The 12246-nt window shown below is 67.8% G+C and carries 11 protein-coding genes; 5 read left to right on the forward strand and 6 right to left on the reverse strand.

Annotated elements, in window-relative coordinates; translation table 11 throughout:
* The first annotated feature begins 121 nt into the window (after positions 1-121).
* Positions 122-943: an ABC transporter ATP-binding protein gene (locus tag BLS66_RS10660; protein ID WP_057494921.1), complete on the forward strand. Its 822-nt coding sequence runs from the start codon at positions 122-124 to the stop codon at positions 941-943.
* Positions 944-1073: 130 nt separating this feature from the next.
* On the opposite strand, the gene BLS66_RS10665 is transcribed toward BLS66_RS10660, so the two are convergent.
* Positions 1074-2276, reverse strand: coding sequence for a DUF4785 domain-containing protein (locus BLS66_RS10665; protein ID WP_074725835.1), 1203 nt, complete (start codon positions 2274-2276; stop codon positions 1074-1076).
* Between the two features lie 11 nt (positions 2277-2287).
* Complete coding sequence (locus BLS66_RS10670; protein ID WP_074725836.1) at positions 2288-3166, reverse strand: lipase family protein; 879 nt, start codon at positions 3164-3166, stop codon at positions 2288-2290.
* A 260-nt stretch (positions 3167-3426) separates the two neighbouring features.
* Between BLS66_RS10670 and BLS66_RS10675 the strand changes: the two genes are divergently transcribed.
* Positions 3427-4266: an acid phosphatase gene (locus BLS66_RS10675; protein WP_074725837.1), complete on the forward strand. Its 840-nt coding sequence runs from the start codon at positions 3427-3429 to the stop codon at positions 4264-4266.
* 15 nt (positions 4267-4281) lie between these two features.
* Here the strand turns inward: BLS66_RS10675 and BLS66_RS10680 are convergent, their stop codons facing one another.
* The 3 genes from BLS66_RS10680 to BLS66_RS10690 all read right to left on the reverse strand — a co-directional run bounded on the left by BLS66_RS10680 (position 4282) and on the right by BLS66_RS10690 (position 8270).
* On the reverse strand, positions 4282-5229 hold the full coding sequence (locus BLS66_RS10680; RefSeq protein WP_074725838.1) for a hypothetical protein: 948 nt from the start codon (positions 5227-5229) through the stop codon (positions 4282-4284).
* On the reverse strand, positions 5211-5756 hold the full coding sequence (locus BLS66_RS10685) for a hypothetical protein (protein ID WP_057495307.1): 546 nt from the start codon (positions 5754-5756) through the stop codon (positions 5211-5213). Before BLS66_RS10685 ends, BLS66_RS10680 begins: the two co-directional genes overlap by 19 nt.
* Positions 5757-5999: 243 nt before the next feature.
* On the reverse strand, positions 6000-8270 hold the full coding sequence (locus BLS66_RS10690) for a TonB-dependent receptor (RefSeq protein ID WP_057495306.1): 2271 nt from the start codon (positions 8268-8270) through the stop codon (positions 6000-6002).
* Between the two features lie 159 nt (positions 8271-8429).
* Between BLS66_RS10690 and BLS66_RS10695 the strand changes: the two genes are divergently transcribed.
* Both BLS66_RS10695 and BLS66_RS10700 read left to right on the forward strand, forming a co-directional pair.
* Positions 8430-9446: a TIGR00266 family protein gene (locus BLS66_RS10695; RefSeq protein ID WP_074725839.1), complete on the forward strand. Its 1017-nt coding sequence runs from the start codon at positions 8430-8432 to the stop codon at positions 9444-9446.
* A gap of 234 nt (positions 9447-9680) precedes the next feature.
* The gene (locus tag BLS66_RS10700) at positions 9681-10673 is read left to right on the forward strand and encodes a patatin-like phospholipase family protein (protein ID WP_049468508.1); all 993 of its coding nucleotides are present in this window, start codon (positions 9681-9683) and stop codon (positions 10671-10673) included.
* A gap of 39 nt (positions 10674-10712) precedes the next feature.
* Here the strand turns inward: BLS66_RS10700 and BLS66_RS10705 are convergent, their stop codons facing one another.
* Positions 10713-11198, reverse strand: coding sequence for an Lrp/AsnC family transcriptional regulator (locus BLS66_RS10705; protein ID WP_074725840.1), 486 nt, complete (start codon positions 11196-11198; stop codon positions 10713-10715).
* Between the two features lie 125 nt (positions 11199-11323).
* On the opposite strand from BLS66_RS10705, the gene phhA reads away from it, so the two are divergent.
* On the forward strand, positions 11324-12217 hold the full coding sequence (phhA, locus tag BLS66_RS10710; RefSeq protein ID WP_057494427.1) for a phenylalanine 4-monooxygenase: 894 nt from the start codon (positions 11324-11326) through the stop codon (positions 12215-12217).
* Positions 12218-12246: the final 29 nt, after the last annotated feature.

The following is a 12246-nucleotide window of genomic DNA, read 5'->3' on the forward strand; positions in this document are numbered from 1 at the left end:
AGACATGATGGGCGCTTGCGTTGCAAACTGCATCCCTACGGCGGTGTATCGCATCGCCATCCGTGGCACCGTTCACAGTTGGGGACCCGAGTTGTCGAGCCTTGATCCACGCACCAGCGCCATCACCGCTGCCCCGCCCGTCGCGGAGCCGCCCCCGTTGATCGAACTGGACCGCGCCACCGTGGTGCGCGGCCAGGTAAAGGTGCTGCACGGGCTCAGCCTGCGCATCGCGCAGGGCCAGCACACCGCCCTGCTCGGGCCCAACGGCTGCGGCAAGTCCACCTTCATCAAGCTGATCACCCGCGAGCTGTACCCGCTGGCGCTGGGCGACGGCTCGGTGGCCGTGAAGGTGCTGGGCCAGAACCGCTGGCAGGTGGACCGGCTGCGCTCGCAGCTGGGCATCGTCACCGGTGACCTCAGCAGCAACCTGGCCGACATGCCGGGGCTGACCGTGGAGCAGGCGGTGCTGTCCGGCTTCTTCGCCAGCTACGTGGTGCCCGCGTTCCGCGAGGTGACCGACGACATGCGCGCCCGCGTCGGCGAAACGCTGGCGATGACCGGCGCCCTGTCCCTGCGTGAACGCGCCTACGCCGAGCTGTCGGCCGGCGAGACCCGCCGCGTGCTGATCGCCCGCGCGCTGGTCAACCGGCCGCAGGCACTGCTGCTGGACGAACCGTCCACCGGATTGGACCTGGTCGCGCGCGAGCAGCTGGTGGCGACCATGCGGGTACTGGCGCAGCAGGGCATCACCCTGGTGCTGGTGACCCACCACATCGAAGAGATCATTCCCGAGATCGAGCGGGTGGTGCTGCTGCGCGACGGCCGCGTACAGGCCGACGGTACCCGCGCCGAGCTGCTGCGCAGCACGCCGCTGTCGGCGGTATTCGGGGGCGCGATCACCGTGTGCGAGCAGGAAGGCCGGCTGACCGCGTACGCGGGGTAATCGACATGCCGTTGTAGAGCCGACCCCACGCTCGGCGGCTCGTGATCACAGCAAACGGCAGCCGAGCATGGGCTCGGCTCTGCAGGATGCAATGCAGCGGGCCGGAGGTTCCGGCCCGCTGCACCCTTGCTCAGAACTTCAGCGCCAGCGCGCGCGACTCGATCGGTGCCATCCGGCTCTGGTCCTGCAGCTGCAGGTCTCGCAGCTCATAGGGTGCGCCGAAGCCCGCCGGCAATGCGGCCTGGTCGAACGGCAGCACCAGCTGGCCCGCGCCGGGGCCATCGAACCACGCCGCTGCATGCCCCTGCGCGACCGGCCTCAGTTGGCCGTCGCGACCGGTGGCATACAACGTGCCACGCGCCTCGTAGCGACCGGCTGCGGCCACCTGCAGCGGCAGCGCCACCTGGCGGCTGGCCGGGTCCGGTGCCGCCTGGCCGCTGAAACGCGCGGTCGGCCGCGCCACCGCGAAGGCGACCTTGCCATCGCGCAGCACGCCATCGGCCTGCGCGAACACCTGCAACTCCCACAGCCCCTGCACGCTGCCGACGTCGGACGGAATTCGCACCTGCGCACGCAGGGCGCCATCGGTGGTGCGCAGCAGCCGCTGCGGCCAGCTGCGTCCGTCCGGTGCCACCAGCAGCGCTTCACCGCCCAGGCCGCTACGCCGCGATGCCAGCTGGGCGGTGGTGGCGCCGTCTTCCAGCAGGCGTGCCTGCAGCTGCACGCTGCCACCGGCCAGCACCTGTGCCTGGTTGGCCTGCACTTCCAGCCGCAGCGGGCTGTTCGGCTCGAGCACCTGCACCACGTAGCGGCCCTGTGCCTGTGCGCTCTGCAGCGTGTACGCACCGGCGGCACTTGTCGCGCCGGTGCGCAGCATGCTGCTGCCATCCTTCACCGGCATGCCGGCCTCCTGCAGCGCGCGCGCATCGACACTGCGCGCCACGCTGCTGCGGCCGGCCGGGTCGCGCACCTGCAGGGTATTGGCCGGCAGCGCGCGGGCACCTTCGGCCGGGCTCAGCTGGATCACCGCATCGGCGGCCGTCAGCGGCAGGTCCAGGCCGCGTTGCAGCTGCGTGCCATCGACCTGCTGCCAGTAGCTGCGGCTGACCGAGGCGTACGGCGTGGCTGCCTGCAGCGGCTGTGCCGGGTCCAGCGCCCAGGCGAACGCCAGCGGCGCGTGTTCGCTGTCATCGGTGGGCAGCGGCGCGGCCACCAGGGCGGCAGGCACCTGATCGCCCGCGCGGGCCGCCTGCAGCGGCTGCGCGGCCTGCGCTGTGGAAAGGGACAGCACTGCCAGCACCGCACTGGCCAGCAGGGTGGAATGGATCGTCATGGTCATCTCCCTCACCGGGTCAGGTCGTTGCGCAGCAGGGTGCCGAGGCCGAAGCACTCGCGCCGGCTCTGGTTGTGGCTGAGCGGTTCTGCGCCCTGGGTGCGCGCCTTGTCGGTGAACCAGGTGGTGCCGGCAGCTTTCTGGCTGCTGCACTCCAGGAAGCCATCGGAGCAGGACGACAGCCAGTTCTGGGTGAACTCCAGGCCGACATTAGCGGCATAGCCACCGCAGTAGCTGTTGCTGTCCCATACCGCCGATTCCACGTCACTGCCGACCACCACACGGAACGGCTTGGGCAGCGCCGGGCGACCGGCCGTGCCATACAGGTTCTGCGCGTTGTAGGTGGCCATGCTCGCCACCTGCTGCTGGCGCACCGCGTCGTTCTTGTAGCCCAGCAGCCAACCCAGCGAGGTTTCGAAGGTATTGCCGTTGAGCACCGCATCGGCCAATGGCGTGCCGGCCGAGGACGGCGCCAGCGCGGTGACCTTGCGCAGCGTACGGATGATCTTCGGATAGCGGCTGTCGTAGGTCGGGTTGGACAGGATCCAGCGCACCACGTTGCCGCCGTTGGAGTGGGTGATCACCACCAGCTGGGTGATGCCACGGCTGTCGATGAAGCCTGTCAGCTGGTTGGCCAGGCAACCGGCCGCTTCCGGTTTCCACATGTACTGGGTGAAGTCACAGTTGATGACGACGTAGTTGCTGCTGTTGGGCAGGCCCTGGCGCACGGTGTCGATGATCGCCGGCTGCCAGTAGTCCTGGGTGGCATTGGTCTGCGCGCCGGTGCCATGCACGAAGGCCACGCCGACCACATCGGCGGCCTGCGCCGGGGCGGTTGCCAGCCCGAGGAGCAGGGCCAGGACGGTACTTCCTGTTGCGGTGCTGCGCATCGCTTCTCTCCCTCTGTCAGCGGATCCCCCCGACCCGACTGGAACTGGACGGCATCTCGACCACCGTTGTGTCGATGCTCGCGGTGCAGGCGCGTGAAAGTCCGTGCGCTGCGCCCGGAATCGGGAGAATGACGCCGAACGATGACGGTTTTTATTTCATGGCAGTGACCATGCCGGGTCTGGCCGTATGACCGACGGTCACTGCGGTGTCGTGCGGGGGCTGCGATCATGGCGCGGTGTTTCCTGCCCAGAGCCTGTCCATGTCGCTGATTTCCCACCCTGCCCGCCCGCTGCTCGGCCTTGCCGTGGCTGCGGCCCTGGCCGGTTGTGCCGCCACCGCCACCAAGCCGACCGCCGTCGAAGCCAACATCACCACCAAGGCCGTCGGCTATCTGGACAAGAGCGCGGTTCCGGCCAGCCTCGACCTGGTGCCGGCACCGCCGGTCGCCGGTTCGGCTGCCCTCGCCCTGGACGAGCAGGTCAGCCGAGAAGCCCGCGCGCTGCGTGGCAGCCCGCGCTTCGCCCAGGCCGGCGTCGATGCGGAACTCGGTTTCCCCGAGGGCGCCAACCACTTCTCCTGCGCCGCCGACATCGACGTCGATGCGGTGAAGACCCCAGCGCTGTACCGCCTGCTGGAGCGCAGCCGGATCGACGCCAGTGCGGCGACCAAGGCGGCCAAGAACCACTACCAGCGCCCGCGCCCGTTCATGGTCAACGGTGAGCCGACCTGTTCGCCGAAGGACGAGGACGGCCTGCGCAAGAACGGTTCCTACCCCTCCGGCCACACCTCGATCGGCTGGGCCTGGGCCCTGATCCTGTCGGAGATCGCGCCGGACCGCGCCGACGCCATCCAGGCCCGTGGCCGCAACTACGGCGAGAGCCGCCTGGTCTGCAACGTGCACTGGCAGAGCGACATCCTCGAAGGCCGCTTCATGGGTGCCGCCGCCGTGGCCCGCCTGCACGACAACGCCGCGTTCAACAAGGACCTGCTGGCCGCACGCAAGGAGATCGAAGCGGCACGCAAGGCCGGCCTGCACTCCAGCCGCGACTGCACCACCGAGAACGCGGTGCTGAAGATCCGCCCGCAGAGCGCGCTGTAACGGTCGATGCCAGGGTCAGGGCTCTGCGGCGATCCCTGCGTCGGCGAACGCCTTCTGCAGGGCTGCTTTGTTGCCGCCGCGCGGCCAACCCACCACCCGCGCGGCGACCCTGCCGTCGCGCAGGATGTAGAAGGTGGGTGTTCCCCAGTAGCCGAAGTCTGCAAAGTCCGTCTGGCGGGCCACGACCTGGATCGGCAGATCGGGATGGCGTTCGGCCCAGTCGGTGAAGATGCGCAGATCAAGCGTCCCGTCCTGCGGGGACAGCCACAGCGCGCGGCTTCCTGAAAGTATCCGCAACACGTCGGGGTCGGCGCGCGCCGCTTCTGCCACCGCACGCGTGAAGCCGCAGGCTGGATGCGCGATGACAATGATCTTCAACGACGCCATGTCGGCGTGCGCCGCGCGAAAGCTCGCGCCATCCGCACTGGGCGTCCAGTACTCGAACGGCTTGGTGACGCGCGGCCACCGGGGCACGGGGCGGCCATTGAAAGCGGCCCGCCACGGCGATACCGGGGCCAACGCAGCGGCATCACGGCTCAGAACGGCAATGGTCGCTCCGGCGCGTGCGTCAGCAGGCTGCAGTTCACCACGCTTGCGGAGCTCGACCCCCACGCGCAGTGCAATGGCCGAGTAGTGCGGCTGCTTGCCTGCCACGGCGGCCGCGTGGGTCGCCCGCAACAGTACACGCAGGTCGGGTGTGCTCAGGCGGGACAGCGTAGCGGTATGAGGCAAAACACCCGTGTCAAACGCACGATCAACCTGGGCTCCGCGCTCACGCCAGTCATGGTCCGGCCCTGAGAGGCTTTCCCACGTTTCCTGCACGGTGGCATAGCCCTCCTCCAGAGATACCCCGGCGGCACAGGGAGAGGACAGGATCATCGCCAGCGTGGTGGCGACCGGGAGCAACCCACGCATCATGACCCGTGGGCGCCGCAGGGCCGCGATCAGCAGTTGGACGTGCATATGTGTGCCGTTGATTCCTCGCATGTCGCGTGCGAGATGCACTTGTAGCCGGGATAGTCTGCCTCGTTGCAATGTTCTCCCACGCTACAACGCAGGCTGCGCGCAGTGTTCTGTATCTGCAGAACCCGTTGGTCTTCTTCCGAATTGACCCTGACATCGGGAATGACCGCCACCAGGTGCTGGAACCCAAACGGTTTGAGTACGCGATGGAGATCGGCCGCTCCCAGTTCCCGTGCCAGATCGGAGTAATCGAAGGTGGTCAGTCCGAGCGCACTGAACCGTAGCGATGCGGTGAACCGCGCGCGCGCTGCAGGCGTCATTTTGTAAAGGGGAAACGTATCGGTATCCCCGAATGCCTTTGCATACGCGTCGAATGATCGCTGATCGGTGATCGACGCGGTCCGCTTCTCCAGGTGCAGGTGCTGGTCGTCCGGAAGCGTCGTTGTTGCTGCTTCAGCAGCGTTCACCCCCGCAGATGCCTGCATCGACAGCACGAGCATGGCCAAGCCTACGGTCATCCGCGACATTCTGTTCTTCATTGCAGTACCCCGGTTGCCCGGAAGATTCCGGTAGCTACGGTTGTACGCCTGTTCCATCCGAGCGCATCGACACGGGCTCGGGTTCACGGGAACTGAGACATATTCTTGCCGCCGCTCACACTTCTTGACCGCTGCCCGCAGTGCGGGCGTGTCCATCTGCGACATGGTCGCGCATCAAAAGGAAGGGCCGGCATTACGCCGGCCCTTCTTCACTGCACTACCGCCACCGCATCAGAACTTCGCGGTGAACTCCACGCCCCAGGTGCGCGGCTCGTTGAGGAAGCCGGTCAGGTTGTTGAAGTCGATCGCACCGACCACGCGGGTCTGGTTGGTCAGGTTGCGGCCGAACACGGCCACGTCGTACTGGCCGTAATCCCAGTTGTAACCGAGGCGCAGGCCGCCTTCCAGCGAACTGCGGCCGCGGAATTCCGGCGACTCGTAGATGAAGAAGTTGACCGCGCTGCGGTACGCCCAATCGGTGTAGGCGTACAGCTCACTGCCATCGCTGAGCGGGAAGCCCACGCGCAGGGTCGCGTTGTGGATCCACTTCGGCGCCTGCGGCAGCGGGTTGCCGTTGACCAGCGCGTAGGTCTGGCCGTTGATCACCGTGGTCGGGTCAGTGATGGTGCAGCCACCGCCACAGATCGCCACCGCCAGGTTCTTGTCCTTGATCTCGGTGTCGTTGTAGCTGCTGCCGAAGGTCAGCAGGACGTTGTCGGCCAGGTAGGCCTCCAGGTCCAGCTCGACGCCCTGGCCGACGGTCTTGTCGGCGTTGAGCAGGGTGGCGGTGTTGTTGGCGCCGCCCACGGCGATCAGCTGCTGGCCATCGACGTTGTAGCGGAACACGCTCAGGCCCAGGCGCGCGCGGCGCTCGAACAGGTCGGCCTTGATGCCGGCCTCGTACGAGATCACCTTCTCCGAATCGGCCTGCGACAGGCCCGGCGCGAAGGCCAGGCGGCCCTGGATCGACGGCGCGCGGAAGCCCTTGGCCACGCGGGCATAGGCGTTGATGTCGTCGGTCAGCTTGTAGACGCCACTGAAATCCCAGCTGACGTCGTTGACGTCGGTGTTGGCCAGGTACGGGCCACTGACCGGGGTGCCGAACGGAACGGCCTGCAGCACGCTGGCGCTGAAGTCCTTCTTGTCCTGGGTGTAGCGCACGCCGGCGCGCAGCTTGAAGCGGTCGGTGACATCGAAGTCACCCGAGGCGAACACCGCCCACGCCTTGTTGCGCTGGTTCTGCACCACGTGGCCGGTCTGCGGATTGCCCGGGGTCAGCGAGTCGTAGTTGAAGTTGTTGATGGTCACGTCTTCATCGAAGTAGAAGACGCCGGCCTGCCAGTCGAAGCGGCCCCACTCGTTGGACTCGACGCGGACTTCCTGCGTCCACTGCCGGTGGTGCGGCAGGCCGTCGGCCGACTCCGACGAGAACGGAATCAGGCCCGGGCCAGAGTTGCCGGCACCCAGGAAGGACGCGCCGTAGCCACCGTCGATGTCGCCACGGTTGAGCGATTCGGCGGTTTCATAGCCGGTGATCGAGTGCAGGGTTACCGAGCCGAGGTTCCACTGCAGGCGCGCGCTGCCGCCCCAGGTCTCCAGGTCGGAGAAGTTGACGCCGTCATTGGCCACCTTGTCGCGGTCGAAGTTCTCGACCAGCGCATTGCCCCCCTTCTGGATGATGTTGGCGCGGAACAGGCGGGCGGTGCCGTTGAGCTTGCGCTTGTGCAGGTTGAACAGCGCTTCGAAGTCATCGCCTTCGTACAGGAACTGCACGCGGCCGGCCGCTTCGTCATAGCCCTCGAAGCCGCTGTTGGGTGCACCGGCGCGGGTGTTGTCGACCCAGTCGTCGCGGCGCTGGTAGATGGCCGAGACGCGCGCCGACCAGCGGTCGGTCAGCGGGCCGCCGTAGGCGCCCTGCACGTTCCAGCTGTTGTAGCTGCCGTAGCCGACGCGGAGGTAACCATCGGCATCCTGCGACGGGCGCGCCGAGTCGAACTTGACCACACCGGCCGGGGTATTGCGGCCGAACAGCGTGCCCTGCGGGCCACGCAGCACTTCCACGTTGGCCAGGTCGAACAGCGGGAAGCCCTTCAGCAACGGGCTTTCCTGCACCACATCGTCATACACCAGCGACACCGGCTGCGAGGCATTGAGGTCGAAGTCAGTGTTGCCCAGGCCGCGGATGTAGAAGCGCGGGAAGGCCCGGCCGTAGGACGACTCGATGTTGAGGCTGGGCACGCGTGCGGCCAGGAAGCGGATGTCATCGCCGGCCGAGCCGAGCACGTCCAGCTTCTCGCCCTGGATCGCGCTCAACGCGACCGGTACGTCCTTGGCGTTCTCGACGCGGCGCTGGGCGGTCACCTGCAGGGCGTCGAGGGCAACCGGATCCTTGGCAGCGGGGGTTTCCTGGGCGGCTGCTACCAGCGGCAGCAGGGCGGAAAGAGCGGCAACGAGGGGACGCGCGACCGGAAATCGGCCACGGGAAGTGCGGGTCGGGGACATGGCGGTAGGCTGTGTTTGGAGGGGTGGTAAAACGGCGCTACCAGATAATTGTTGCAATACAGCACCTGCCCCGCAAATGCCGGCCGTTCATGGCCCTGTCGCCCGGCCCCGGGCGCGCTCGCTAGACTCGGGGTTTTCCAGCGCCGCGGAGCCGCCGCAATGACCCAGTGGTACTTCCACGCCTCTGCCCAGGCCGAACGCATCGGCCCGCTTGATGACGAGGCCGCGCGCCGCTTTGCGCTGGCCAATCCGCGCGCGCTGGCCTGGTGCCAGGGCATGGGCGGGTGGACGTCGATTGCCGAGGTGCCCGAACTGCAGTCAACGGCCCCTGGCATGCCCAGCACCCCGCCGCCGGTCCCCGCCGACGCCGGCGGCCGCGCCGACGACATCGAATTCCGCATCGTCGGCCATGAGATGCAGTTCGTGGAAATCGAGCTTGACCCCGGCGAGAGCGCCATTGCCGAGGCCGGCGCCTTGATGTTCAAGGACGCGAGCGTGCAGATGGACACCGTGTTCGGCGCCGCCAGCGGGGGTCCGGGCGGTGGCTTCATGGGCAAGGTGATGGCCGCCGGCAAGCGCATGCTGACCGGCGAGAGCCTGTTCGCCACCGTCTACACCCAGAGCGGCCACGGCAAGGGCAAGGTCGCCTTCGCCGCGCCCTACCCCGGCACCGTGCTGGCGATGAAACTGGACCAGCATGGCGGCCGCCTGATCTGCCAGAAGGACAGCTTCCTGGCCGGCGCGCGCGGTGTGCAGATCGGCGTGCAGTTCCAGCGCAGGATCATGACCGGCCTGTTCGGCGGTGAGGGCTTCATCATGCAGAAGCTGGAAGGCGACGGCTGGGTCTTCATCCACGCCGGCGGCTGCGTGATCGAGCGCGAGCTGGCCGCCGGCGAGCGCCTGGACGTGGATACCGGCTGCGTGGTGGCCTACCACCCGACCGTGGACATGGACGTGCGCCGGGTGACCGGCATCAAGAGCATGCTGTTCGGCGGCGAAGGCGTGTTTCTGGCCACGCTGACCGGCCCTGGCAAGGTCTGGCTGCAGTCGCTGCCGTTCTCGCGCCTGGCCGGCCGCATGTGGATGGCCGCGCCGCAGGGCGGCGGCCAGAACCGTGGCGAAGGCTCGGTGCTGGGTGGCCTGGGCCGGATGCTGGATGGCGACAACCGGTTCTGAGCGGCTCCGGTCGTGCCGGCCGCTGGCCGGCAGCCCCATGCACCTTGGCGCGCATCCCGGTAGTGCCGGCCGCTGGCCGGCAACCCCATGGACCGTTGCCAGTTTCCCTATGGTTGCCGGCCAGCGGCCGGCACTACCTTTATGAATGGGCGATATTTCCCACCCTGCCCGCCCTGCCACGGCTTCGGTATGCTGGCGCCCTTTCCTGAACCCGGCGCCGCGCGCGCACTGCCGATGAGCCTGTTCCGCCCCCGCATGCTGCTGTCCGTCGCCCTGATCGGCCTGCTGGCCGGCTGCGGTGGCGAGCCGGTCCGCCCCACCCCGCCGCCGGCACCGACCGTGGTCCCGCAGGCCAAGCCGGTGAAGATCGGCATCGCCCTCGGCGGCGGCGCGGCCAAGGGCTTCGCCCATATCGGCGTGATCAAGATGCTGGAGGCCAACGGCTTCGAGCCGGCCGTGGTCGCCGGCACCAGCGCCGGCAGCGTGGTCGGCGCCCTGTATGCCAGCGGCATGGACGCCTTCCAGATGCAGAGCAAGGCCGTGGCGCTGGATGAAGCCAGCATCCGCGACGTGCGCCTGTTCTCCGGTGGCCTGGTGCAGGGCCAGAAGCTGCAGGACTACGTCAACGAGCAGGTTGCCAACCGTCCCGCCGAGCGCCTGAAAAAGCCGTTCGCCGCCGTCGCCACCCAGCTGGAAACCGGCGAGCGCGCGATCTTCGTGCGCGGCAATGTCGGCCAGGCCGTGCGCGCATCGAGCAGCATCCCCGGCGTGTTCGAACCGGTGAAGATCGGCGGCCGCAACTACATCGACGGCGGCGTGGTCAGCCCGGTGCCGGTGGACGCCGCGCGCCAGCTCGGCGCCGACTTCGTGATCGCCGTGGATATTTCCAGCAAGGCCAGCGGCAAGGCGCCGACGGACATGCTGGGCATCGTCAACCAGTCCATCTCGATCATGGGCCAGCGCCTGGGCGAGCAGGAACTGGCGCGCGCCGACATCGTCATCCGCCCGAAGGTGCTGGACATCGGCGCGGCCGATTTCAGCCAGCGCGGCACCGCGATCCTGGAAGGCGAAAAGGCCGCGATGGCGGCCATGCCGCAGATCCGCGCGAAGATCCAGCAGCTGCAGCGCGCACGCGCCGCCGCAGCGGCACCGGCCCCGGTGGCTGCACCGAAGTGCGAGGAAGCCTCGCGCCTGGGCAGGCTGATGGGCCGCAAGGACAAGTGCTGATCCCTTGATGCGTGGCCACCGGGCATGCCCGGTGGCCGCTCAGGTCTCCAGCTGCGACAACGGCAACGCCTGGAAGCCCTTCACCGTGCGCAGCACGAAGCTGGAATTGGCATCGGCCACGCCGCCGGCGTTGAGCAGCCGGTCCAGCAGGAAGTGCGAGAAGTGCTCCAGGTCGCGCACATAGACGTGCAGCAGGTAGTCCATGTCGCCGGTCAACGCATGGCAGGCCACCACCTCATCCCAGCCCTGCACGCTGTCCACGAAGTGGCCGATGGCGGCCTGGTCGTGCTTTTCCAGCTGCACGCGCACGAAGGCCTGCAGGCCCAGGCGCAGTTGCCGTGGCTCCAGGCGCGCACCATAGCCGACGATCACGCCCTCGCTTTCGAGCCGCTGCAGGCGGCGCAGGCAGGCCGAGGGGGAGAGATTCACCCGCGCCGCCAGTTCGGCGTTGGTAGCGCGCCCGTCCCGCTGGATTTCAGCCAGCAGGCGTATATCCGTGCGATCGAACTGGACTTCTCCGGCCATTGTTGCCCCGCAACATGGTGAGTACGCAAGGATATTGCGCCAACAACGGCAATCGGCGCAACTTTTGCAACCCTGTTGCGCGCGCCCTGCCCTAGCATCGTGGGTATCCCTTCAAGGAGCGCCCCATGGACCTCGCCCAGCCCCGCCGCGTCGAACACCAGCAGACCGACAAGGGCTACGTGCCGGTGTACACCACCGCGCTCGTCGAGCAACCGTGGGACACCTACACTGCCGACGACCACGCCACCTGGAGCACGCTGTACCAGCGCCAGCGCGAGCTGCTGGTCGGCCGCGCCTGCCAGGAGTTCCTGGATGCGCAGGACGAGATGGGGATGAGTGCGCACATGATTCCGCGCTTCGACCAGCTCAACGAAGTGCTCGGCGCGGCGACCGGGTGGACGCTGGTCGGCGTCGAAGGCCTGCTGCCGGAACTGGATTTCTTCGACCACCTGGCCAACCGACGTTTCCCGGTGACCTGGTGGATCCGCCGCCCGGACCAGATCGACTACATCGCCGAACCGGACCTGTTCCACGACCTGTTCGGCCACGTGCCGCTGCTGATGAACCCGGTGTTTGCCGACTACATGGAGGCCTACGGCCGCGGTGGCGTCAAGGCCCACGCGATCGGGCCGGACGCGTTGCAGAATCTCACCCGCCTGTACTGGTACACGGTGGAATTCGGCCTGATCGATACGCCGGACGGCCTGCGCATCTACGGCGCGGGCATCGTGTCGTCGAAGGGAGAGTCGCTGTACTCGCTGGAATCGGACGCGCCCAATCGCATCGGCTTCGACCTGCAGCGGATCATGCGCACGAAGTACCGCATCGACACGTTCCAGAAGACCTACTTCGTCATCGACAGCTTTGAACAGCTGATGCAGGCGACCTCACCGGACTTCACTCCGATCTACGCGGCACTGGCCGACCAGGCACACCTGCCTGCCGGTGATGTGCAGGACGACGACCGCGTGTTCCAGAAGGGCACGGGTGAAGGCTGGGCCGACGGCGGCGACGTGTGAGGCGGGCCGGCGGGCGGGTATCCTGCGCG

The sequence above is a fragment of the Stenotrophomonas pavanii genome (assembly GCF_900101175.1).
In the GTDB taxonomy this organism is placed as follows: Bacteria; Pseudomonadota; Gammaproteobacteria; order Xanthomonadales; family Xanthomonadaceae; genus Stenotrophomonas; species Stenotrophomonas pavanii.